This is a genomic window from Streptomyces sp. NPDC055254 (genome assembly GCF_053606025.1).
In genome coordinates, this window is the sequence record NZ_JBSGQV010000039.1 from 1 (window position 1) to 23175 (window position 23175).

General features: G+C 72.8%; 23 protein-coding genes. 13 read left to right on the forward strand and 10 right to left on the reverse strand.

What is annotated here, in order from left to right; translation table 11 throughout:
• Positions 1-183 precede the first annotated feature (183 nt).
• Positions 184-1596, forward strand: coding sequence for a DNA repair protein RadA (gene radA, locus ACWFQ8_RS27300; RefSeq protein ID WP_453788931.1), 1413 nt, complete (start codon positions 184-186; stop codon positions 1594-1596).
• Positions 1597-1968: 372 nt separating this feature from the next.
• Positions 1969-3093 (forward strand): DNA integrity scanning diadenylate cyclase DisA, encoded by a 1125-nt coding sequence (gene disA, locus ACWFQ8_RS27305; RefSeq protein ID WP_453788932.1) that lies wholly within the window; start codon positions 1969-1971, stop codon positions 3091-3093.
• A gap of 116 nt (positions 3094-3209) precedes the next feature.
• Here disA and ACWFQ8_RS27310 read toward each other — a convergent pair whose 3' ends face one another.
• The gene (locus ACWFQ8_RS27310) at positions 3210-3953 is read right to left on the reverse strand and encodes a hypothetical protein (protein ID WP_453788933.1); all 744 of its coding nucleotides are present in this window, start codon (positions 3951-3953) and stop codon (positions 3210-3212) included.
• Positions 3954-4177: 224 nt separating this feature from the next.
• Here ACWFQ8_RS27310 and ACWFQ8_RS27315 point away from each other — a divergent pair, with 224 nt between their 5' ends.
• The 7 genes from ACWFQ8_RS27315 to ACWFQ8_RS27345 all read left to right on the forward strand — a co-directional run bounded on the left by ACWFQ8_RS27315 (position 4178) and on the right by ACWFQ8_RS27345 (position 10748).
• Positions 4178-4786 carry a phosphatase PAP2 family protein gene (locus tag ACWFQ8_RS27315; RefSeq protein WP_453788934.1) on the forward strand — a complete coding sequence of 203 codons (609 nt, stop codon included), beginning with the start codon at positions 4178-4180 and terminating at the stop codon, positions 4784-4786.
• Positions 4787-4814: 28 nt separating this feature from the next.
• Complete coding sequence (locus ACWFQ8_RS27320; RefSeq protein WP_453788935.1) at positions 4815-5792, forward strand: A/G-specific adenine glycosylase; 978 nt, start codon at positions 4815-4817, stop codon at positions 5790-5792.
• 227 nt (positions 5793-6019) lie between these two features.
• Positions 6020-6580, forward strand: coding sequence for a SigE family RNA polymerase sigma factor (locus ACWFQ8_RS27325; protein WP_069920779.1), 561 nt, complete (start codon positions 6020-6022; stop codon positions 6578-6580).
• 65 nt (positions 6581-6645) lie between these two features.
• Positions 6646-7323 carry a hypothetical protein gene (locus ACWFQ8_RS27330; RefSeq protein WP_453788936.1) on the forward strand — a complete coding sequence of 226 codons (678 nt, stop codon included), beginning with the start codon at positions 6646-6648 and terminating at the stop codon, positions 7321-7323.
• 31 nt (positions 7324-7354) lie between these two features.
• Positions 7355-8062: a two-component system response regulator CseB gene (cseB, locus tag ACWFQ8_RS27335; RefSeq protein ID WP_453788937.1), complete on the forward strand. Its 708-nt coding sequence runs from the start codon at positions 7355-7357 to the stop codon at positions 8060-8062.
• A complete protein-coding gene (cseC, locus tag ACWFQ8_RS27340; protein WP_453788938.1) occupies positions 8059-9369 on the forward strand; it encodes a two-component system sensor histidine kinase CseC in 1311 nt (436 codons plus the stop codon). Before cseB ends, cseC begins: the two co-directional genes overlap by 4 nt.
• Before the next feature lie 161 nt (positions 9370-9530).
• Positions 9531-10748 (forward strand): LamG-like jellyroll fold domain-containing protein, encoded by a 1218-nt coding sequence (locus ACWFQ8_RS27345; protein ID WP_453788939.1) that lies wholly within the window; start codon positions 9531-9533, stop codon positions 10746-10748.
• Positions 10749-10822: 74 nt separating this feature from the next.
• Here ACWFQ8_RS27345 and ACWFQ8_RS27350 read toward each other — a convergent pair whose 3' ends face one another.
• Both ACWFQ8_RS27350 and ACWFQ8_RS27355 read right to left on the reverse strand, forming a co-directional pair.
• The gene (locus ACWFQ8_RS27350; RefSeq protein ID WP_453788940.1) at positions 10823-11431 is read right to left on the reverse strand and encodes a M23 family metallopeptidase; all 609 of its coding nucleotides are present in this window, start codon (positions 11429-11431) and stop codon (positions 10823-10825) included.
• Positions 11432-11857: 426 nt separating this feature from the next.
• Positions 11858-14383 (reverse strand): ATP-dependent Clp protease ATP-binding subunit, encoded by a 2526-nt coding sequence (locus tag ACWFQ8_RS27355; protein ID WP_453788941.1) that lies wholly within the window; start codon positions 14381-14383, stop codon positions 11858-11860.
• Positions 14384-14847: 464 nt separating this feature from the next.
• Between ACWFQ8_RS27355 and ACWFQ8_RS27360 the strand changes: the two genes are divergently transcribed.
• Complete coding sequence (locus ACWFQ8_RS27360) at positions 14848-15423, forward strand: SCO3374 family protein (RefSeq protein ID WP_453788942.1); 576 nt, start codon at positions 14848-14850, stop codon at positions 15421-15423.
• Here ACWFQ8_RS27360 and ACWFQ8_RS27365 read toward each other — a convergent pair.
• From ACWFQ8_RS27365 to ACWFQ8_RS27395, 7 genes are all read right to left on the reverse strand, one after another.
• A complete protein-coding gene (locus tag ACWFQ8_RS27365; RefSeq protein WP_384544650.1) occupies positions 15402-15743 on the reverse strand; it encodes a histone-like nucleoid-structuring protein Lsr2 in 342 nt (113 codons plus the stop codon). The genes ACWFQ8_RS27360 and ACWFQ8_RS27365 overlap by 22 nt on opposite strands.
• A gap of 164 nt (positions 15744-15907) precedes the next feature.
• Complete coding sequence (locus tag ACWFQ8_RS27370) at positions 15908-16438, reverse strand: amino-acid N-acetyltransferase (protein WP_453788943.1); 531 nt, start codon at positions 16436-16438, stop codon at positions 15908-15910.
• 11 nt (positions 16439-16449) lie between these two features.
• Complete coding sequence (locus ACWFQ8_RS27375; RefSeq protein WP_453788944.1) at positions 16450-16902, reverse strand: BlaI/MecI/CopY family transcriptional regulator; 453 nt, start codon at positions 16900-16902, stop codon at positions 16450-16452.
• A gap of 120 nt (positions 16903-17022) precedes the next feature.
• Entirely contained in the window at positions 17023-17187 is a 165-nt protein-coding gene (locus ACWFQ8_RS27380) for a hypothetical protein (RefSeq protein ID WP_453788945.1), read from the reverse strand.
• 13 nt (positions 17188-17200) lie between these two features.
• Positions 17201-17866 (reverse strand): hypothetical protein, encoded by a 666-nt coding sequence (locus tag ACWFQ8_RS27385; RefSeq protein ID WP_453788946.1) that lies wholly within the window; start codon positions 17864-17866, stop codon positions 17201-17203.
• Between the two features lie 66 nt (positions 17867-17932).
• A complete protein-coding gene (locus tag ACWFQ8_RS27390) occupies positions 17933-18121 on the reverse strand; it encodes a DUF397 domain-containing protein (protein WP_453788947.1) in 189 nt (62 codons plus the stop codon).
• Positions 18122-18287: 166 nt separating this feature from the next.
• A complete protein-coding gene (locus ACWFQ8_RS27395; RefSeq protein WP_453788948.1) occupies positions 18288-19409 on the reverse strand; it encodes a threonine aldolase family protein in 1122 nt (373 codons plus the stop codon).
• A 98-nt stretch (positions 19410-19507) separates the two neighbouring features.
• On the opposite strand from ACWFQ8_RS27395, the gene ACWFQ8_RS27400 reads away from it, so the two are divergent.
• The 3 genes from ACWFQ8_RS27400 to ACWFQ8_RS27410 are packed head-to-tail and all read left to right on the forward strand — an operon-like array spanning position 19508 to position 23174.
• Complete coding sequence (locus ACWFQ8_RS27400) at positions 19508-20437, forward strand: Rossmann-like and DUF2520 domain-containing protein (RefSeq protein ID WP_453788949.1); 930 nt, start codon at positions 19508-19510, stop codon at positions 20435-20437.
• Positions 20434-21426 (forward strand): pantoate--beta-alanine ligase, encoded by a 993-nt coding sequence (panC, locus tag ACWFQ8_RS27405; protein WP_453788950.1) that lies wholly within the window; start codon positions 20434-20436, stop codon positions 21424-21426. Before ACWFQ8_RS27400 ends, panC begins: the two co-directional genes overlap by 4 nt.
• Positions 21423-23174 (forward strand): L-aspartate oxidase, encoded by a 1752-nt coding sequence (locus tag ACWFQ8_RS27410; protein ID WP_453788951.1) that lies wholly within the window; start codon positions 21423-21425, stop codon positions 23172-23174. The genes panC and ACWFQ8_RS27410 overlap by 4 nt, the downstream gene beginning before the upstream one ends.
• Position 23175 lies beyond the last annotated feature (1 nt).

Consider the following 23175-nt stretch of genomic DNA (forward strand, 5'->3'; position numbering starts at 1 on the left):
GGCCGGCGCCGCCCGTCGTTGCCCCCGGCGCGCTCGGCCCGGCGCGGCCCGCGCGGCCAAGCGCGGCCAGGTCGGCGCGGTCGGCGCGGCGGGCCGTCTTACGGGCGGCGGGGCCGCGCCCGTACTCGCGCGCGGGTCGGGGCTGTGGGCGGGTTGTCAGTGGGGGCGGTTACCGTGGGCGGCATGGCTGCCCGTACTGCTCGTTCATCCGCCAAGGACCGGCCGTCCTACCGCTGTACCGAGTGCGGCTGGACGACCGCGAAGTGGCTCGGGCGCTGTCCCGAGTGCCAGGCGTGGGGCACCGTCGAGGAGATGGGCGCGCCCGCCGTACGGACCACCGCGGCCGGCCGGGTCTCGACCGCCGCCGTGCCGATCGCCCAGGTCGACGGGCGGACGGCGACCGCCCGCAGCACCGGCGTCGACGAGCTGGACCGGGTGCTCGGCGGCGGGCTCGTGCCCGGCGCCGTGGTGCTGCTCGCCGGAGAGCCCGGCGTCGGGAAGTCGACGCTGCTGCTGGACGTCGCGGCAAAGGCGGCCAGCGACGAACACCGCACCCTGTACGTGACGGGCGAGGAGTCCGCGAGCCAGGTGCGGTTGCGGGCCGACCGGATCAACGCCCTCAGCGACCACCTGTACCTCGCGGCCGAGACCGACCTCTCGGCGGTGCTGGGCCACCTGGACGCCGTGAAACCCTCCCTCCTCGTCCTGGACTCCGTACAGACGGTGGCCTCCCCCGAGATCGACGGCGCGCCCGGCGGCATGGCGCAGGTGCGCGAGGTGGCCGGGGCCCTGATCCGGGCCTCGAAGGAGCGGGGGATGTCCACCCTGCTGGTGGGCCACGTGACCAAGGACGGGGCCATCGCCGGCCCCCGGCTGTTGGAGCACCTCGTCGACGTGGTGCTGAGCTTCGAGGGCGACCGGCACGCCCGGCTGCGGCTGGTGCGCGGCGTCAAGAACCGGTACGGGGCCACCGACGAGGTGGGCTGCTTCGAACTGCACGACGAGGGGATCACGGGTCTGGCCGACCCGAGCGGGCTGTTCCTGACGCGGCGCGCCGAGGCCGTGCCCGGCACCTGCCTGACGGTGACCCTGGAGGGCAAGCGCCCCCTGGTCGCGGAGGTGCAGGCGCTGACCGTGGACTCCCAGATCCCCTCCCCCCGGCGGACCACGTCGGGGCTGGAGACCTCCCGGGTCTCGATGATGCTGGCGGTGCTGGAACAGCGCGGGCGGATCACCGCGCTCGGCAAGCGGGACATCTACAGCGCCACCGTGGGCGGGGTGAAGCTCACCGAGCCGGCCGCCGACCTGGCGATCGCGCTCGCGCTGGCCTCCGCCGCCAGTGACGTGCCGCTGCCGAAGAACCTCGTCGCGATCGGGGAGGTCGGCCTGGCCGGGGAGGTGCGGCGGGTGACCGGCGTACAGCGGCGGCTCGCCGAGGCGCACCGGCTCGGCTTCACGCACGCGCTGGTGCCGTCGGATCCGGGCAAGGTGCCGGCGGGCATGAAGGTGATCGAGGTGGCGGACATGGGCGACGCGCTCCGGGTGCTGCCGCGCGGGCGGTCGCGGACGCCGGCGAAGGAGCGGGCCGCCGAGTAGGTTTCCGGGTCCGCCCGCGCGTGACCCGGCAGGCCCGCCCGGCCGCGGTCCCGCACATCGCGGTCCCGCACATCCGCCCGGGGTCCCGGTCCCGCACATCCGCCCGGGGTCCCGGTCCCGCACGCCCGAGGTCCCGGTCCCGCCGCCACTGCCACTGCCGCCGTCCCAAGATCACCCGCCCACGCCGCAGTGACGTATCGGCAGGACGCGCCGCTGGTCAGGCGCCCGTAAGGCCCTCCGCGCGGGCGTACCTGGCCAAGCCACGGCGGGGCCGCAGCGCGCGCCGGTAGACTTCTGGATGGTCCGCCCGGCCCTTCGCACGTCCTCGTGCCCGTGGCGCGGGGCGGCGCAACCCGCGACCGGAGGAGTGCAGTGGCAGCCAAGGACGGGGCAGCGGCATCCGGCAAGTCGGGTGCCGCCTCCAAGCAGGAGGCCATGATGCGCGCCTCGCTGAGCGCGGTCGCGCCTGGTCAGCCGCTGCGTGACGGCCTGGAGCGGATCGTCCGGGGCAACACCGGCGGGCTCATCGTCCTCGGTATGGACAAGTCCGTCGACGCCATGTGCACCGGCGGTTTCGTCCTGGACGTGGAGTTCACCGCGACCCGGCTGCGCGAGCTGTGCAAGCTCGACGGCGCGCTCATCCTCGACAAGGACATCACGAAGATCCTGCGGGCCGGCGTGCAGCTCGTGCCGGACGCGTCGATCCCCACGGAGGAGACCGGTACGCGGCACCGCACCGCCGACCGCGTCTCGAAGCAGTGCGGATTCCCGGTCGTGTCGGTGTCCCAGTCGATGCGGCTGATCGCCCTGTACGTGGACGGGGAGCGGCGGGTCCTGGAGGAGTCCGGGGCGATCCTGTCGCGGGCGAACCAGGCGCTGGCCACGCTGGAGCGGTACAAGCTGCGCCTCGACGAGGTCGCGGGCACCCTGTCGGCGCTGGAGATCGAGGACCTGGTGACGGTCCGCGACGTGACGGCGGTCGCGCAGCGGCTGGAAATGGTTCGCCGGATCGCGACCGAGATCGCGGAGTACGTGATCGAACTGGGCACGGACGGGCGGCTGCTGTCGCTGCAGCTGGACGAGCTGACGGTGGGGATCGAGCAGGAGCGCGAGCTGGTCATCCGGGACTACGTGCCGGAGCCGACGGCGAAGCGTTCCCGCACGGTGGACGAGGCCCTGTCCGAGCTGGACGCGCTGACGCACCCGGAGCTGCTGGAACTGGCGATCGTGGCGAAGGCGCTCGGGTACACCGGCTCGCCGGAGACCCTCGACTCGGCCGTGTCGCCGCGGGGTTACCGCCTGCTGGCGAAGGTGCCGAGGCTGCCCGGGGCCATCATCGAGCGGCTCGTGGAGCACTTCGGCGGCCTGCAGAAGCTGCTCGCCGCCGGCGTGGACGACCTGCAGACCGTGGACGGCGTGGGCGAGGCGCGTGCGCGCAGCGTCCGTGAGGGCCTGTCCCGCCTGGCGGAGTCCTCCATCCTGGAGCGGTACGTCTAGCCCGCGGCGGCGCCCGCCGGTTCTCCGACCTGCGCGCTGGTTCTCCGATGTGCCCGCCGGTTCTCCGACCTGCGCGCCGCCGGCGGAGGCAGGGCCCCCGGCAGCGGCGCCGCACGCTAGTCCTGCTTGAGGACGAACGAGGTGCGTGCCACCGGCATGCCCGGGGACTTGACCTCGACCACGTACGTGTCCGGGCCCGCCGAGCCGGCCGGGGGCGTCTGGCACTGGTCGGGCGCGCTGAACCTGCGGTCCCACTCCAGGGACTGCTTCGTCTCGCTCTGCGCCCCGACGCGGAAGAAGGCGTTGCCCGCGCCCGCGGGGCAGTCCGCCGAGGACCACACGGCCTTGGTGCCGGCCGCCTGAAGGATGGTCAGGACCGCCTGCTTCGGGCCGAGATCGACCTTGCAGGTGGTGCCGGAGATATTGCGGGCGATCAGTTCGAGCCGGGGCTTCTCGTTCGCCTCGTACTCGTTCTTCACGCTCTTGACCTCCCACTGCAGCGCACTCGGCGCGCACGTGGGAAGGGCCGAGTCCGCCGGGACCTGGGCCGGACCCCCACCGCCGGAACCGCCCGCGCCCGCGCCGCCCGCGCCGGAACCGGAACCCGCGCCGGGCTCGCCGTTCTTGCCCGTACCGGCCGAGCCGCCGCCCTCGGACCCGGTGGATCCGCCGCCGCCCGACTCCGGACGCCCGCCCGGGGCCTGACTGATCGCCGGACCGGTGCCCGGCGGTCCGGGGGTGATCGCGGTGACGGGGTCGGGTCCACCCTGGCCCTTGCCGTTCGTACTCGACTTCCCCCCGCCGGAACTGACGGTCCATACGGCGAGGAGCGCGAGGAGCGCGACAACGGACGCCAGCACAGCCCTCCGTCGCCAGTAGATGGAGGAGGGGAGCGGCCCGACCGGATTGCGCAGAGATCCCACGAACGGAACTTTACGAGAGTTCGCGGCCCGATCCGCGCCCCACATGCCGCACAGCGGGCTCGATTTGCCGATGATCATCCTGCTGCCGTGGACGAAGGCGTCCAGAATCGGCCAAGCCCCGGGCCACAGAGGCTAATCATCCTTAAGTACTGTCGGTGACCATGAACAGCTCGGACCTCTATCGCGACGTCACCTCCTACGCCCACTCCGCACCCTCCTGGGTGCAGTCCGCGTCCGAGGTGTGGACGGAGTACGGGCTCCTCGTCTTCGGCGCGCTCTTCCTCGCGGTCTGGTGGCGCTCGCGCAGCCGCCGCGATCCGCGCACCGTCGCCCTCGCCGTCCTCGCGCCGCTGGTCACGGCCCTCGCCTACGTCGTGTCCGAGGCCGTGAAGTCCACCGTGGACCAGGACCGGCCCTGCCGCGCCGTCGCAGGCGCGGCCGTCTCCCTGATCGAGTGCCCCGCCTACGGCGACTGGTCGTTCCCCAGCAACCACTCGGCCATAGCCGGCGCCGCCGCCGTCGCGCTGGCCCTGGCCGTGCGGCGCCTCGCGCTGCTCACCGTGCCGCTCGCGCTGCTGATGGCCTCCTCCCGGGTCTTCGTCGGCGTGCACTACCCGCACGACGTGGCGACGGGCCTGCTGCTGGGCGTTTCGGTGGCCGCCCTCCTCGTCCTCCTCCTCACCGGTCCGACGACCGGGATCGTCTCCGCCGTCCGGTCGAGCGGGGCCCGCGCCGCTGTCTGGTTCACCGGTCCGGGCCCGGCGCGCTAGGGGCGAAACGTGCCAGGATGCGTCTGCCATGACTGCATCCCCCTTCACCTCCCCCGCCACCTCCCACACCACCTCCGCCGAAGCGTCGGCAGACGGTTCGGCAGAGACCCCGCCCGGCGCCCGCCACGCGCTGCACTCCCCCGTCATCGAGTGGTTCGACGAGCACGCCCGCGACCTGCCCTGGCGCCGCCCCGAGGCCGGCCCCTGGGGGGTCATGGTCAGCGAGTTCATGCTCCAGCAGACCCCGGTCAGCCGGGTCCTGCCGGTCTACGAGCAGTGGCTGGCCCGGTGGCCCCGCCCCGCCGACCTGGCCGCCGAGGCCCCGGGCGAGGCCGTACGGGCCTGGGGCCGGCTCGGCTACCCCCGCCGCGCCCTGCGCCTGCACGGCGCGGCCGTGGCGATAACGGAGCGGCACGGGGGCGACGTACCGCGCGACCACACGCACCTGCTGGCCCTGCCCGGGATCGGCGAGTACACCGCCGCGGCCGTGGCCTCCTTCGCGTACGGACAGCGGCACGCCGTGCTCGACACCAACGTGCGCCGGGTCTTCGCCCGCACCGCCACCGGGGTCGAGTACCCGCCGAACGCCACCACCGCGGCCGAGCGGCGGCTCGCCCGGGCGCTGCTGCCCGAGGACGAGCGCACCGCGGCGCGCTGGGCGGCCGCCTCGATGGAGCTCGGCGCGCTCGTGTGCACCGCCAAGAGCCCGGACTGCGCGCGCTGCCCGGTGGCCGGGCTGTGCGCCTGGCGCCTGGCCGGCAAGCCGGCGCACGAGGGGCCGCCGCGGCGCGGGCAGACGTACGCGGGAACGGACCGGCAGGTGCGCGGCCGGCTGCTGGCCGTGCTCCGGGAGTCGATGGGCTCCGTTCCCCGCGCGGTGCTGGACACGGTCTGGGACGAACCGGTGCAGCGGGCCCGGGCGCTGGACGGGCTGGTCTCCGACGGCCTGGTCGAACCGCTGGCCGGGGGTTTCTACCGGCTGCCGCAGGGGCTGCCGGAGTCCTGAGGGACGTGCCGGGCGGACCGGCCCGGCACCTCCTCGGTCCCGACCCGAAGCTGACTCGCTCATTCCGCTTTTGGCCGGGAAACCGCAGCTCACGGCACTGTTACACAACCTATGGGTGTCCGTGCTCCCACCGAAGGCTGGCCCGCACAGGCCCGTGACAACCCCTCCGTACCTTCGGATCCGTAAGTCGGCGGTTACGGGGTTGGACGGAACGGGGGCGGTCTGAGATGGCGCACGGCGAGGTACTCGAATTCGAGGAGTACGTACGCACTCGGCAGGACGCGCTGCTGCGCAGCGCCCGGCGCCTGGTCCCGGACCCCACCGACGCGCAGGACCTCCTGCAGACCGCCCTCGTCCGCACCTACGGGCGCTGGGACGGCATCGCCGACAAGTCCCTGGCCGACGCCTACCTCCGTCGCGTCATGATCAACACCCGTACCGAGTGGTGGCGCGCCCGCAAGCTCGAAGAGGTCCCCACCGAACAGCTCCCCGACGCCTCCGTCGAGGACGGCTCCGACCAGCGGGCCGACCGCGCCCTGCTGATGGACATCCTCAAGGTGCTCGCGCCCAAACAGCGCAGTGTGGTCGTGCTGCGACACTGGGAGCAGATGAGCACCGAGGAGACGGCCGCGGCGCTCGGAATGTCGGCGGGAACCGTGAAGAGCACCCTGCACCGCGCCCTGGCCCGGCTCCGCCAGGAGCTGGAGAGCCGGGACCTGGACATGCGCGCGCTGGAACGCGGTGACCACACCATCCGGTACGAGGGGCGTGAGCGGTGCGCGGCCTGAATGGCCACAGCCTGACGGAAAGGGGCTCGCCCCCGGCCAAGGCCGGGAAGGGCCCACTGGTTCTGATGTCGGCGGGGACGGTCGTCCTCGTCGGCACCGCCGTGTTCATGGTCGGCTGCGCCACCGGCGGCACGGGCCTGCGCGACGGCGGTCCCGCGCGCAGCGACGCCGTGGCGAAGACGGGCCCCGCGACGGGCCCCACCACCCCCTCCCCCGAGGGTTCCGCGTCCGGCGACCCCTCCGCCGACGCGGACCCGTCCGTGACCGCGCCCGGGATGCCCCGGACGAAGGTCGACCCGGTGCGGCTGCTGATGGCGGACCCCAAGGTCAGCACCGCGGTCAAGCGGGACCTCAAGCCCTGTACGGGCAAGGAGTACCCGATCGATGTGAGCTACGGGAAGATCACCGGCAGCCCCGTCGTCGACATCGTCGTGAACGTCCTGTCGTGCGCGGACGCCCTGGGCCGCGGCTCCTACGTGTACCGCGCGGACGGCGGCACGTACGAGAATGTGTTCTCGGACGAGCAGCCGCCCGTCTACGCGGAGATCGACCGGGGCGACCTGGTGGTCACCAAGCAGGTGTACGCCAAGAGCGACCCGTTGTCGTATCCGTCCGGCGAGGACGTGATCACGTACCACTGGGACGGGGCCGGGTTCGCCGAGCAGGACCGGGTGCACTCCGAGTACAGCAACGTGGTCGACGGCGGAGGCCAGCCCGCGCCGGCCGCTCCCCAGAAGAACTGACAGTCCAGAAGAACCGAGGCGAGGCTTCCGCATGGCCGAGACCCATGTCCTGTTCGTGGAGGACGACGACGTCATCCGCGAGGCCACGACCCTGGCGCTGGAGCGCGACGGGTTCGTGGTCACCGCCATGCCCGACGGGCTGTCGGGCCTGGAGTCCTTCCGGGCCCACCGCCCCGACATCGCGCTGCTGGACGTGATGGTCCCGGGCATGGACGGCGTGAGTCTGTGCCGCCGCATCCGCGACGAGTCCACCGTCCCGGTGATCATGCTGTCGGCGCGGGCCGACTCCATCGACGTGGTCCTCGGTCTGGAGGCCGGCGCCGACGACTACGTCACCAAGCCCTTCGACGGCTCCGTACTGGTCGCGCGGATCCGCGCCGTGCTGCGCCGCTTCGGCCACGCCGGCGGCCCGCGAAACGGCGGGGCGGGCTCCGACGACCCGGCGGGTGAGCGCGGCGTGCTGTCCTTCGGGGACCTGGAGGTCGACACCGAGGGCATGGAGGTGCGCAGGGCGGGCGCCGCGGTGGCCCTGACACCGACCGAGATGCGGCTGCTGCTGGAGTTCTCCTCCGCGCCGGGCACCGTGCTGTCCCGCGACCGGCTGCTGGAGCGCGTATGGGACTACGACTGGGGCGGCGACACCCGGGTCGTGGACGTCCACGTCCAACGGCTGCGCACCAAGATCGGTCAGGACCGGATCGAGACGGTCCGGGGCTTCGGATACAAGCTCAAAGGATGAGCGGCTTCACCCTCCGGACCGGAATCCGCTGGAAGATCACTCTGGCCATCGCCGCCGTCGGCGCACTCACCGCGGTCGCGCTGAGCCTCGTGGTGCACAGCGCCGCCCGCGTGTCGATGCTGGAGAGCGCCCGCGAGTCGAAGCTGGAGCAGGTCCAGTACATCGCCCGCAACGCCGAGGCCGGGCGCAAGCCGATCATGGGCGCCAAGCTCAACGACCCCGACCTGCCCGCCCAACTGCGTGAGAAGGCGCGGTCGGGTCGGCGCGGGACGTACATCCAGGAGCGGCCCGGCGGAGTGCACGAGGTGTGGGCGGCCGTGCCGCTCGGCAACGGGCAGGTGCTCTCGCTCCACCACCCCTTCCGGGAGAGCGCCAACATGGTGCGCGACCTGGACCGGGCGCTGGTCGTGGGCTCCCTCGCCGTGGTGATCGGCGGCTCGGCGCTCGGCGTGCTCATCGGCGGGCAGATCTCGCGCCGGCTGCGCAAGGCGGCCGCGGCCGCGCAGCGGGTGGCGCACGGTGATCCGGAGGTGCGGGTACGCGACGCCGTGGGCGGGGTCGTCCGGGACGAGACCGACGACCTCGCGCGCGCGGTGGACGCCATGGCGGACGCCCTGCAGCAGCGGCTGGAGGCCGAGCGGCGGGTGACCGCGGACATCGCGCACGAGCTGCGGACCCCGGTGACCGGCCTGCTGACGGCGGCGGAGCTGCTGCCGCCGGGCCGCCCGACCGAGCTGGTGCGGGACCGGGCCCAGGCGCTGCGGGCACTGGTGGAGGACGTACTTGAGGTGGCCCGGCTGGACAGTGCGTCCGAACGGGCCGAGCTGCAGGACGTGGCGCTGGGCGAGTTCGTGCGCCGTCGGGTGCGGGCCCTGATGCCCGAGGCGTCCGTCCGGGTCGTCGCGGACGAGATCGTCAGTACCGATCCGCGCCGGCTGGAGCGGATTCTGGGGAACCTGCTGGCCAACGCCGTCCGGTACGGGCAGCCGCCGGTGCAGGTCGATGTCGAGGGCCGGGTCGTACGGGTCCGGGACCACGGTCCGGGTTTTCCGGAGGCACTGCTGCGCGAGGGGCCGAGCCGCTTCCGGACCGGGTCGACGGACCGGGCGGGCGTGGGGCACGGACTGGGGCTGACCATCGCGGAGGGGCAGGCGCGGGTGCTCGGCGCCCGGCTGACCTTCCGCAACGTGGCCGCGCCCGGCGGCGCGGACCGCGAGGGCGCGGCGGCGGGCGCGGTGGCGGTGCTGTGGCTGCCGGAGCACGCGCCGACGGCGACGGGAAGCTTCCCGGTCGTCAAGCTCCCGTGACCGCGCCGGCGTGACGGCGCTGCCGCGGGCGCGGGCGCGGGGCGGCCCGTGCGGGCGCGAGCGCGGATGCGGGGCGGCTCGTGCGGGGCGCGGGCGGCGCCGGCCGGCGGATCGGTACCGGGCCGTACACCCCGGCAGGTCCGTGACTTAGCATCCGAGGCATGACCGACGGTACGAATCCCCCGAGCAACCCGCAGCCCGAGCCCGCCCCGGGGGGCGGCGGTTACGGGTTCCCGCCCGGCCCGCCGGCGTCCGGCGGCTACGGCTACCCGCCCGGCCCGCCCGCGTCCGGCGGCTACGGCTACCCGCCCGGCCCCCCCATATCCGGCGGCTTCGGGCCCGCCCCGACCGGATCCGACGGCTACGGCTACCCGCAGGGCGGCGCGGCCGGCCCGTACCAGCAGGGGCCGGACCTCCCCGGGGCGACGCAGCCCATCCCGCACCTGGGGCAGCAGCCGGGCCCGCCCGAGCCGGCGGCCTTCACCCCCACCGCCCAACCGGACTGGCAGGCCCTGGCCGACCGCACCGAGGCCCAGCGCTCCCGCCGCAAGCTGCTGGCGATCTGCGTATCCGCGGTCCTGGTGGTCGCCGCCGCGGGCGGGGCCTACTTCTTCTTCATGGGCAGCGGCCCGGACGAGCCCGACAAGCCGCCCGTGGCCACCTCGGACGCGCCCGAGCCCCCCGCCTCGGCGGACGAGGACGGGCCGACGGTTCCGGGCGAACCCACGCTGCTGCGCGACCGTGCGAACAGCGGGCCGTCGGTGCAGCTGGCGATGTCCTCGGGCCTGGAGCTGGCCAAGATGGACAACCGCAACGAGGTCCGGCTCAAGGGGGGTCCCGAGTCCTACGCCCAGGGCTCCGAGCAGGCCGTCGACGTCACCAAGAGCTTCACCGTAACCACGCGCGCCTACACCGTGGTCGACAGCGGGTCCCGCATGGCGATAAGCCAGGGCGACGGGGTCTCGTACTCCTTCGAGCTGGGCTTCGAGAAGGTCAACGGCAAGCCGTCGTGGGTCTTCCGCGTGCAGACCGGTGACAAGGGCGCGGCCGCCACCGCCCAGCAGGTCGTGGCGGACGCCCCGGACCCGCTGAAGAAGTGGACCCAGCTGACGGGCACGTACGACGCCGAGAAGAAGGTGATCGCGCTCTACGTCAACGACAAGGCGGCCGGCGAGGTAAAGGTCACGGGCATCTGGGCGGGTCCCGGCCCGGTGCAGCTCGGCCGGGCGCGCCACCACGGCATCTGGAGCGGTTCCTTCGTCGGTTCGCTGGACCGCATCCGCATCTGGACCAAGGCGCTGACCCCGGAGCAGGTGACGATCCTGGACTCCGGCAAGCTCGACAAGCTCGGCAAGCCCAGCCACGCCTGGCTGATCTGACACCGGGACGGCACCGTGTCGGTGCCGTCCCGGATGTGCCCGTGCGTGCGCGTGCGCCCGTACCTCGCCTGGTACTAGAGGGCGACGCCGCGGGTGCGCAGGAAGGTCATCGGGTTGATGCCCGAGCCGTAGTTCGGCGTGGTGCGGATCTCGAAGTGCAGGTGCGGGCCGCTGGAGTTCCCGGTGTTGCCGGAGAGCGCGATCCGCTGGTCGGTGGCGACCTTCTGGCCGATCCGGACCTGGATCTTCGAGAGGTGCGCGTACTGCGAGTACATGTTGTTCGCGTGCTTGATCACGACGGCGTTGCCGTAGGCCGGGCCGTCGCCGCCGCCGTTGGGGCCGGCCTTGACGACCACGCCGGCGCCCACGGACTTGACCGGGGTGCCGACCGGGACGGCGAAGTCCTGGCCGGAGTGCTTGCGCGACCACATGCTGCCGCCCTTGCCGAAGGTCGCGGACAGCGTGTACTTCTCGACCGGCTTGTCCCAGAGGCCGGCCTTGGCGGCTCCGGCGGCCTGGGCGGCGGCCTGCCGGCCCACGAGCCCGGAGGTGCCGGTGGGGGCGGTCTGCGGCGTGTCGGCGAAGGCGGCGGTCGTCCCGGCTCCGAGGGCCAGGACGGCACCGAGAGCGGTGGCGCCGACGGCGGTACGGGTACGGCGGGTGCTGATGCGCTTCGCGGACATGAAGAAGACCTCCGGGGCCGGGGACAGGGCGGTTCACGCCCGTCTCGGGCATGAAGTGACCCGGCACCGTTGAGCGGGTGCCGGGTGGGCTCATCTTTGGTAACCCGAGGGCCCGTACTTCCCCAAACCTCCCGATTACTACCCAAGCTCGTAGCGGAGCCGGGGCAGTCCGTCCTGTTGACGGCCTCACGCCGGGCCGAAAGTCCCCTTTCGAGCCCCTTTGGATCTACGAAACCGCCTAGTACGTCCGATTTGTTCTGTGCGGCTTGTCACCGGGGCGGGACCTTCGGACCTCCCCTTCCGGACCATCGGCACGCAACCGCACGGCCCGTCCGAGCGTCCCCGCGCGCGGAAAAAGGGGCGGCCCCGGAACCTTTCGGTTCCGGGGCCGCCCCTTTTTCGCGTTCGGCTACCCGCGGGCGGCGCTCACGCGCCCTTCGACAGGTCCGGGCCGGAGCCCGTGGCCTCGATCGGCGGGAGGTCCGGCAGCGCCGACTTCTCCTCGCCGCGGAAGGTGAACTTGGCTTCCGCGCCCTCACCCTCCTTGCCGACGACCACGATCTGACCGGGGCGCAGCTCACCGAAGAGGATCTTCTCCGAGAGCATGTCCTCGATCTCGCGCTGGATGGTCCGGCGCAGCGGGCGGGCGCCCATGATCGGGTCGTACCCGCGCTTGGCGAGCAGGAGCTTCGCGTCACCGCTCAGCTCGATGCCCATGTCGCGGTCCTTGAGGCGCTCGTCGACCTTCGCGATCATGAGGTCGACGATCTGGATGATGTCTTCCTCGGTGAGCTGGTGGAAGACGACCGTGTCGTCGACACGGTTGAGGAACTCCGGCCGGAAGTGCTGCTTGAGCTCTTCGTTGACCTTCGCCTTCATCCGGTCGTAGCCGGTCTTGGTGTCGCCCTGGGCCGCGAAGCCCAAGTTGAAGCCCTTCGAGATGTCCCGCGTACCCAGGTTGGTCGTCATGATGATGACCGTGTTCTTGAAGTCCACGACCCGGCCCTGGGAGTCGGTCAGACGACCGTCCTCCAGGATCTGGAGAAGGGAATTGAAGATATCCGGGTGGGCCTTCTCGACCTCGTCGAAGAGGACGACGGAGAACGGCTTCCGGCGCACCTTCTCGGTGAGCTGGCCGCCCTCTTCGTAGCCCACGTAGCCGGGGGGCGAACCGAAGAGACGGGAAACCGTGTGCTTCTCGCTGAACTCCGACATGTCGAGGGAGATCAGCGCGTCCTCGTCGCCGAAGAGGAATTCGGCGAGCGTCTTGGAGAGCTCCGTCTTACCGACACCGGACGGGCCGGCGAAGATGAACGAGCCACCCGGGCGCTTCGGGTCCTTGAGACCCGCACGGGTACGGCGGATCGCCTGGGAGAGCGCCTTGATGGCGTCCTTCTGGCCGATGACCCGACGGTGGAGCTCGTCCTCCATGCGGAGCAGCCGCGAGGACTCCTCCTCGGTGAGCTTGAAGACGGGAATGCCGGTCGCCGTGGCGAGGACCTCGGCGATCAGCTCCTCGTCCACCTCGGCGACGACGTCCATGTCGCCGGACTTCCATTCCTTCTCGCGCTTGGCCTTCGCCGTCAGCAGCTGCTTCTCCGTGTCACGGAGCGAAGCCGCCTTCTCGAAGTCCTGGGAGTCGATCGCCGACTCCTTGTCGCGGCGCACGTTCGCGATCTTCTCGTCGAACTCGCGGAGGTCCGGCGGCGCGGTCATCCGGCGGATGCGCATCCGGGAGCCGGCCTCGTCGATCAGGTCGATCGCCTTGTCCGGGAGGAAGCGGTCCGAGATGTACCGGTCGGCCAGGGTCGCGGCGGCCACGAGGGCCGAGTCCGTGATGGAGACGCGGTGGTGGGCCTCGTAGCGGTCGCGCAGGCCCTTGAGGATCTCGATCGTGTGGGGGAGGGAAGGCTCCGCCACCTGGATCGGCTGGAACCGGCGCTCCAGCGCCGCGTCCTTCTCAAGGTGCTTGCGGTACTCGTCGAGCGTCGTGGCACCGATGGTCTGGAGCTCACCACGGGCCAGCATGGGCTTGAGGATGCTGGCGGCGTCGATCGCGCCCTCGGCGGCGCCCGCACCCACGAGGGTGTGGAGCTCGTCGATGAACAGGATGATGTCGCCGCGGGTGCGGATCTCCTTGAGCACCTTCTTCAGGCGCTCCTCGAAGTCACCGCGGTAGCGGGAGCCCGCGACCAGGGCACCGAGGTCCAGGGTGTAGAGGTGCTTGTCCTTGAGGGTCTCGGGCACCTCGCCCTTGACGATCGCCTGGGCCAGGCCCTCGACGACGGCGGTCTTGCCGACGCCGGGCTCGCCGATGAGGACCGGGTTGTTCTTGGTCCGGCGGGACAGGACCTGCATGACCCGCTCGATCTCCTTCTCGCGCCCGATGACCGGGTCGAGCTTGGATTCGCGGGCGGCCTGGGTGAGATTGCGGCCGAACTGGTCCAGGACGAGCGAGGTCGAGGGCGTGCCCTCGGCCGGGCCGCCGGCCGTGGCCGACTCCTTGCCGCCTCCGGTGTAACCGGAGAGCAGCTGGATGACCTGCTGCCGGACTCGGTTGAGATCGGCGCCCAGCTTCACGAGGACCTGGGCGGCGACGCCCTCGCCCTCGCGGATCAGGCCGAGCAGGATGTGCTCGGTGCCGATGTAGTTGTGGCCGAGCTGGAGGGCCTCTCGGAGCGAAAGCTCCAGGACCTTCTTCGCCCGCGGGGTGAAGGGGATGTGGCCGGACGGGGCCTGCTGCCCCTGACCGATGATCTCCTCAACCTGCTGGCGAACAGCCTCGAGCGAAATCCCGAGGCTCTCCAGGGCCTTAGCGGCGACACCCTCACCCTCGTGGATCAAGCCCAGGAGGATGTGCTCGGTGCCGATGTAGTTGTGGTTGAGCATCCGGGCTTCTTCCTGAGCCAGGACGACAACCCGCCGCGCGCGGTCGGTGAACCTCTCGAACATCGTTTATCGCTCCTCAGAGCGGTCGGGCAGTTCGGGGTCGGTCCCCGCCCTGTCCTTCCGCATGCTAGTCCCGCAGGGCGGGACAGCTCATTCCAACTGCCGACATCCGTCCACGGCTCACCCCCACGTCGGTGAGGAAAACCGGCTTGAACAGCCGACAACTGCTCCAACCCGATAGTGGGAGACGATGTTCCCGCAGGCCAGGCAGATACCCGTCACGCGTGTACGCCGATGGCGAACGGGAGCCGCCCAAATCAGCGTGTCGCCCCGATCCACTAGGAATGTCTTACCCGTGCGGACCGGCACTCCATCCCCGCGGAGCCGGTTCGCTCTCCGCTAAGGGCGAACACGCTTGCGTCCCGAATGCGGGATCCGGCGCCCCGGACTTGTACGTTCCGCACGGCTTCGGACGCGTTGTGTCACCTTGCCCGTAACCCCCCGGCGTCTGCGAAGTTGCTCCGGACATGGCCCTCAGCACCGCCGGCGTCCCTTCCCCCCGTGTCCCGCTCAAGGAGGAGGCGTGGGCCTCCTGGTACGAGCGGACGCTCGGATGGACCGTCGCGGGCGGTCCGCCCGCCCAACTGGTCACCGGGCTCCGGTTCGACGTGCTGGAGCTGCCGTCCGACGCGGGGGCGGCGGTGCTGCGCGGGCCCGTCGCCACGGGCCCGGTGGCGCTCATGGGCCGCCGGATGCGGTTCCTGGTGGCCGCGGGGAGCGCGGAGGAGCTGGCCGGGCTGCTCGACTGGCTGGAGTGGGGCGGGGTCGCCCTCGATCTCACCGCCCTGGGTGCGGGCGGGCGGATCACCGCCCCGGTCCCCCCGGACGTCCGGGGACCGCGGCAGAGCCCTCGGGAGGCCGCCGTCTGGCTGCGGCCCCCCGAGCCGGGGTGCGAGGCACTGCTTCCGTGCCTGCCCGGCCCCGGGCGGGGCGCCGGGCCCGCCGGCGGGCCCGGTCTCGTACGCCTGGTGGCGGCGGCGGCGACGGAATGCCACCGCGCCCGCCTGGAAAGGCGTACGACTCAGCCCTTGGCCTTCTCGTAGGCCTCGCGGATCTCGGCCGGGACGCGGCCGCGGTCGTTCACGTTGTAGCCGTTCTCCTTCGCCCAGGCGCGGATCTCGGCGGTGTCCGGGTTACCGGTCGTGACCGAGGCGCGGCCGCCCTTGGCGCGGGTTGCGCTCGCGCGGCCGCCGGTGCGGCGTCCGCCCTTGGTGTACGGGTCGAGCAGACCGCGGAGCTTTTCAGCGTTGGCGGTGGTGAGGTCGATCTCGTAGGTCTTGCCATCCAGAGCGAACGTCACCGTCTCGTCCGCCTCGCCGCCGTCGAGGTCGTCGACAAGAAGGACCTGAACCTTCTGTGCCACCGGGATTTCCTTTCATCGAAAAGCAGTACGCGGAAAGGAAACCGCTTTTCCCTGGAAAACACAAACCCTCCGGGAGAGGTTCAGGACCGCAAGAGGGCGGGAAACGTGCGCGATTCGGACATAGGCCACAGGTGTGGGGAGCACGGAAAAGCCGTCGCGATCGATCAGAGGTGCAGAAGCATCCGGCTGTTGCCCAAGGTGTTCGGCTTCACTCGTTCGAGACCGAGGAACTCCGCGACGCCCTCGTCATAGGAACGCAGAAGCTCCATGTACACATCGGCGTCGACCGGGGTCTCCCCGATCTCGACGAAGCCGTGCTTCGCGAAGAAGTCCACTTCGAAGGTCAGGCAGAAAACCCGGCTCACCCCGACCTCGCGGGCGGTGTGCAACAACTGCTCCAGCACCCGGTGGCCGACGCCGGCGCCCTTCAGCTCCCGGTCGACGGCGAGAGTGCGCACTTCGGCGAGGTCTTCCCACATCACGTGGAGAGCGCCGCAGCCGACCACCTGGGCGTCGCGGTCGCGTTCGGCGACCCAGAACTCCTGGATGTCCTCGTAAAGCACGACGGGGGCTTTGTCGAGGAGGATCCGCTGCTGCACGTACTGGTTGAGGAGGCGGCGCAGGGCCGCGACATCACTCGTGCGGGCACGGCGGATCGTCACTGTTTCTGCGGGTGCGGCGGAAAACTCTCCCATGCCCCCCGACGTTATCGCCCCGGCTCGGCCGGGCGCTCGGCGGAGTCCCCGTCGGCTTCGGGCGGAGCGGGGGCTTCCGCGGCCGTATCGGCGGCGGACTCGTCGTCGTGCTGGACGATCCGCACGGCGTCGCGAAGCGCTTCGCGCTGTTCCGCCGACATCATGCCGAAGAAGGCGACCAGGGCGGCCGCGGGGTTGTCGCTCGTCGACCAGGCTTCGTTCATGAGTGCGGCCGAGTAGGCGGCGCGGGTGGAGACCGCCGTATATCGATAGGCGCGGCCTTCGGCTTCCCGGCGGACCCAGCCCTTCTGATGGAGATTGTCCATAACCGTCATGACCGTGGTGTACGCGATGGACCGTTCCTGCTGGAGGTCCTCCAGTACTTCCCGAACGGTGACCGGGCGGTTCCACTGCCACACCCGCGTCATGACGGCGTCTTCGAGGTCTCCGAGGGGGCGAGGCACACCAGCACGATAGTCCGGGATGTACGGGAATGCCCGACTATCCGGCCGTCAACGCGCAAGAAATCGGGCGCACGGCGGTGGAGCCGTACGCCCGTCCTGTGCCGCGGGAGCCGCCGGGCCCTACTTCTGCTGCTGGGTGGTCTCGGCCCGGGCGATCACGGCGTCGACCACCGCGTCCTCCTTGGCCTTGTTCGCCCCACCCTGGGTCTTCACGATCGTCACGACGAGAGCGATGAAGAACGCGGCCATGGCGAAGGGGGGCACGAGCGCGGAAACGTAGTCCATGCCCTCAGCCTAGCTACCCGGCGACCCGGCCGTCCGCCGGGGGCGGGGTCGGCTTGCGGCGCGGCGGGAACACCTCGCCGGGGGTGGGGACCGGCCTCGGAGGCTGTTCGGGACGCGGCTCCTCCCCGGGCCGCGACGCCGGACGGGGTGCCGGCCGGGGCGCCGGCCCGGCGGGTTCGTCCTGCCCGCCCTGCCCGCCCTGCCCGTCCGGCCCCGCGGGCCCGCCCGGCCCGCCGGCCAGGGCGAGCAGCCGGGTCCGGGGCGCGGGGGCGGCGACCCGCAGCCGCCGCCGTACGGAGCGCTCCGCGACGGCCCGGGCCCGCTCCAGCAGCGCGGCCGCGACCGGGTTGGCGCGCAGGGCGCGCAGGGCGGCGAGGTCGTCCGGCACCGGCTCGTATCCGCGGGCCAGCGCGTCCTGGAGGAGCTCCAGGTAGCCCGAGAGGCTGCCCGGCAGGGCGCCCCGGTAGCGGGCGAGGTCGTCCAGGAGGAACGCTCTGAGCCGGCCCGCCTCCTGGACCACGTCGTCCACCGACCGCGCGAGGCGCAGGCAGTCCTGGACCTCCGCGGCCGACAGGGGGGCCGGGGAGGGCTTGAGGGCGTGGGCGAGCGAACGCTTGAGCACGTGCAGCTCAGCAGCGCTGAACGCCATGCCGCCGCAAGATCCGTAGGGCGTGGGCATGGGTCGAAGATACGGGCTAATCGGACAAAATCCCCTGAGGAAGCGGGATGGCGCGCGGCGGGTCCCTCAGCCGGACGCCTTGACCGCGCGGAGGAAGTCGGCCCAGGCGGCCTGGGTCGTGGCGAGCACGAGGTGCGCGGGGTCGGCGCGGTCGGCGACGCGGACGAGGGAGCCGGGGGTCGCGGCGACGTAGACGCAGGCGTCCGCCTCACCGCAGAACGAGGACTTCTGCCACACGGGGGGCTGAGCGGTCATGTTTCTCTTCTCCTCCGGTCACGGTCGCCGGTAATTCTCGTGGGGAACCGTATCGCCGCGGCGCGGGTGGTCCGGCGTCTTTCCCGCAATTCGGCGTTTCCTCCCGGTGCGCCCCGGCGGGCGCACCGGCGGAAACCGCGACGGGGCCCGCGGGCCCCGGATGCGGCTACAGCCGGGCCAGGAAGTCCGACACCGCTTCCGTCACGTCCGACGCCGTCCACGACAGGCCCGGTTCCGTCACCTCCAGTTCCGTCACCGACAGTCCCGGCGCTCCGTCGGGAGACCATCGGCGGAAGAGGACCCGGCCCGTCTCCCGCGCCTGCCGCAGCCCGGCCTCCGTCAGGCGCTCCGCGTCGTACGGCAGCCACACCTGGAACTGGTGCGTGTGCGGCTCCTGGGGGTGGACCCGGTACCACGGCACCCCCTCGGCCTCCAGCGCCGCGCCGAGCGCGGCCGCCACCACGCGCGCCGCCTCCACGTACCGCGGGAGCCTCGGCAGCTCCCGCTCCAGGCCGGTCAGCGCGGCCAGCGCCTGCGGGAACTGGCGGAAGATCTGGCCCCCGTAGCGGTGCCGCCACACCCGCGCCTCCGCCACGAACCCGCTCGGCCCGGCCAGGGCCGCCCCGCTGAGGCCGCCGAGGGACTTGTAGAAGGAGACGTACACCGAGTCCGCGAGCCCCGCGATCTCCGGCAGCGGGCGCCCGAAGTGGACGGTGGACTCCCACAGCCGGGCGCCGTCGAAGTGGACCACCGCGTCCCGCTCCCGGGCCGCCTCCACCAGCGCCTCCAGCTCCTCCCAGGAGGGCAGCAGGAAGCCGGCCTCGCGCAGGGGCAGCTCCAGCATCAGCGTCCCGAAGGGTTCCGCGACCTCCCGGACCTCCTCCGCCGTCGGCTGGCGGGCCTCGGTCGTCGGGTGCGTGACCCGCAGCCCGGACACCACCGACAGCGCGTCCCCCTCCCACCGCTCCGGATGGCTCATCGGGTGCAGGGCCACCAGCGGGTTCCCGGTCCGCCCCGCCCAGCACCGCAGCGCGACCTGCTGAGCCATCGTGCCGCTCGGGAAGAACGCCGCGTCCTGGGCGCCCAGCAGCTCCGCGACCCGCCGCTCCAGCTCGGCGACGACGCCGCTGCCGTACACGTCGGCCGGCTGGTCCAGGTCGTACGGGGCTTCGGCGAGCGACGCCAGCAGCTCCCCCACCGACGGCTCCAGCAGGCTGCGGGACAGCGTCCGCCCGGCCCCGCGCCACGCCGCCACCAGCCGCTTCGTACGTTCCGTGTCCTCGCTCATACCCCCGATCATCGCCGACCCCCCTCGGAGCCCAGGGGCTAGCATGGCGACGTATCGTCCGGTACCCCCCGCGGACTGGAACGGAAGGCACTCCCCGCGTGAACTCATCACCGCAGCCGCGCCCTGCCCGGCTCGCCGTAGGCGTCGTCGGAGCCGGCCGGGTCGGCCCCGCGCTGGCCCGCGCCCTCCAGCAGGCCGGGCACCGGCCCGTCGCCGTGTCCGGCGTGTCCGACGCCTCCGTGCGCCGGGCCGCCCGCATGCTGCCCGACGTGCCGCTGGTACCGCCCGCGCAGGTGCTGGAGCGGGCCGACCTGGTCCTGCTCACGGTCCCCGACGACGCGCTGCCGTCCCTCGTCGAGGGCCTCGCCGAGACCGGCGCGGTCCGGCCCGGCCAGCTCCTGGTGCACACCTCCGGGCGGTACGGGACCGGCGTGCTCGACCCGGCGCGCCGCGCGGGTGCGCTGCCGCTGGCCCTGCACCCCGCGATGACCTTCACGGGTACCGAGGTGGACGTGGAGCGGCTGGCGGGCTGCTCCTTCGGCGTCACGGCCCCCGACGAGCTGCGGCTCGCCGCGGAGGCCCTGGTCATCGAGATGGGCGGGGAGCCCGAGTGGATCGCGGAGGCGAACCGGCCGCTGTACCACGCGGCCCTGGCGCTCGGCGCTAACCACCTGGTCACGCTGGTCGCCCAGTCGATGGAGCTGCTGCTCAAGGCGGGCGTCGAGCACCCCGACCGGATGCTCGGCCCGCTGCTCGGCGCGGCCCTCGACAACGCCCTGCGCTCCGGGGACGCGGCCCTGACCGGCCCGGTGGCCCGGGGTGACGCCGGTACGGTCGCCGCGCACGTCTCGGAGCTGCGCAAGCACGCCCCCGGCACGGTCGCCGGCTACCTGGCCATGGCCCGCACCACCGCGGACCGGGCCCTCGCACACGGCCTGCTCAAGCCCGAGCTCGCCGAGGACCTGCTCGGCGTACTCGCGGACGACGCCGGCGGGAACGGAAACGGAAACGGAAGTGGTGACCGGTGACCGGGCTCCTGCTGCACACGGCCGAGGAGCTGTACGCCCTCCCGCGCACCGGCCGCCGGGCCGTCGTGATGACCATGGGCGCCCTGCACGAGGGCCACGCCACGCTGGTCCGCACCGCCCGTGAACTGGCCGGCCCCCAGGGGCAGGTCGTCGTCACGGTCTTCGTGAACCCGCTGCAGTTCGGGGCGGGCGAGGACCTCGACCGCTATCCGCGCACCCTCGACGCCGACCTCCGCATCGCCGGGGAGGCGGGCGCCGACGCGGTGTTCGCCCCGGCCGTGGACGAGGTGTACCCGGGCGGCGACCCCCAGGTGCGGATCGCGGCCGGGCCCATGGGCGAGCGACTCGAAGGGGCCACCCGCCCCGGCCACTTCGACGGGATGCTGACCGTCGTCGCCAAACTGCTCCACCTCACCCGCCCCGACCTCGCGCTCTTCGGCCAGAAGGACGCGCAGCAACTGGCCCTGATCCGGCGGATGGTGACGGACCTGAACTTCCCCGTGGAGGTGGTCGGCGTCCCGACCGTCCGCGAGGAGGACGGGCTGGCGCTGTCCAGCCGCAACCGGTACCTGTCCGCCCCCGAGCGCCGCACCGCGCTCGCGCTGTCGCGGGCGCTGTTCGCCGGGCGCGACCGACTCGCCGCGCAGGCCGCGCTGCGGGCGCGCGCCGAGGCCGCGCCGGCGAGCGACGAGCGGGCCGGCGCGCTGGCCCGGCTCGGCGAGATCCGCGCCTCCGCCGACGCGCACGCCGTCTCGGCGGCCGGCGCCGGGCTGCCGGACGCCGTCCGGGCGGCAGCGCGGCACGTGCTGGAGGAGGCGGGCCGCCAGGAACCGCCGCTGGTGCTGGACTACCTGGCGCTGGTGGACCCGCGGGACTTCACCGAGACCCGGCCCGACTTCACGGGGCGGGCCGTCCTGGCCGTCGCCGCGAAGGTGGGCACGACCCGGCTGATCGACAACATTCCATTGGAATTCGGAGCACACGCGTGAGCACCACAGGCAGAGGCCCGGCAGGCAGCGGCGGCGGCGGCACCGGCATACGGCTGCACGCCCCCGCCCCCGGCTGGGCCGTCGACGCCGACGTCGTGGTCGTCGGTTCCGGTGTGGCCGGCCTGACGGCCGCGCTGCGCTGCGCCGCCGCGGGCCGCCGTACCGTCGTGGTCACCAAGGCCCGGCTCGACGACGGCTCCACCCGCTGGGCCCAGGGCGGCATCGCCGCCGCCCTCGGCGAGGGCGACACCCCCGAGCAGCACCTGGACGACACCCTCGTCGCGGGCGCGGGCCTGTGCGACGAGGAGGCCGTACGGCTGCTCGTCACGGAGGGCCCGGACGCGGTACGGCGGCTGATGGCCACCGGCGCGGTCTTCGACACCTCCGCCGAGACCGGTGAGATAGAGCTGACCCGTGAGGGCGGCCACCACCGGCGCCGGATCGCGCACGCGGGCGGTGACGCCACCGGTGCCGAGATCTCCCGCGCGCTCGTCGAGGCGGTCCACGCCGCGGGCATCGAGACCGTCGAGAACGCGCTCGTACTGGACCTGCTCCAGGACGCGGAGGGCCGTACGGCCGGGGTCACCCTGCACGTGATGGGCGAGGGCCAGCACGACGGGGTGGGCGCCGTCCACGCGCCCGACGTGATCCTCGCGACCGGCGGCATGGGCCAGGTCTTCTCCGCCACCACCAACCCGGCGGTGTCCACCGGCGACGGGGTGGCGCTCGCGCTGCGCGCCGGCGCGGAGGTCTCGGACCTCGAATTCGTGCAGTTCCACCCGACGGTGCTGTTCCTCGGCCCGGACGCCGAGGGGCAGCAGCCGCTCGTGTCGGAGGCGGTCCGGGGCGAGGGCGCGCACCTCGTGGACGCGGACGGGGTCCGCTTCATGGTGGGCCAGCACGAGCTCGCCGAGCTCGCCCCGCGGGACATCGTCGCCAAGGGGATCATGCGCCGCATGCAGGAGCAGGGCGCCCGGCACATGTACCTGGACGCCCGGCACTTCGGCGCCGAGATGTGGGAGCAGCGCTTCCCGACCATCCTGGCCGCCTGCCGCGCCCACGGCATCGACCCGGTGACCGAGCCGATCCCGGTCGCCCCCGCCGCGCACTACGCGTCCGGCGGCGTGCGGACCGACCTGCACGGGCGGACGACCGTCCCCGGGCTGTACGCGTGCGGCGAGGTCGCCTGCACGGGTGTGCACGGCGCGAACCGGCTGGCGTCCAACTCCCTGCTGGAGGGCCTGGTCTTCGCCGAACGGATCGCCGACGACATCGCCGGCCGGGCGGCCGTGGGCAGCGGCCCGGGCATCCCGGTCCCCGCGAGCGGTCCGCTGCAGCCCGCCGGGGCCCGGTACGAGGTCCAGCGGATCATGACGGACGGCGCGGGCGTGCTGCGCTCGGCCGAGTCGCTGCGCACGGCGGCCGAGGACCTCGAAGCGCTGTACGCCACCGCCCTGAACGAGCTGGAGGCGCACGGCAAGACGGCCGAGCCGGGCGTGGACACCTGGGAGGCCACGAACCTGCTGTGCGTGGCCCGGGTCCTGGTCGCCGCCGCCCGGCAGCGGGTGGAGACCCGCGGCTGCCACTGGCGCGAGGACCATCCGGACCGGGACGATGCCGACTGGCGCCGCCATCTCGTCGTACGCCTCTCGGCGACCGAGAAGCGGGCCCTGGTGGTCGTCCCCACCGACTCCGCGGACTTCCCGTCCGTGCACATCCCCCTGAGCACCCCGAGCCTGGAGCAGTGAC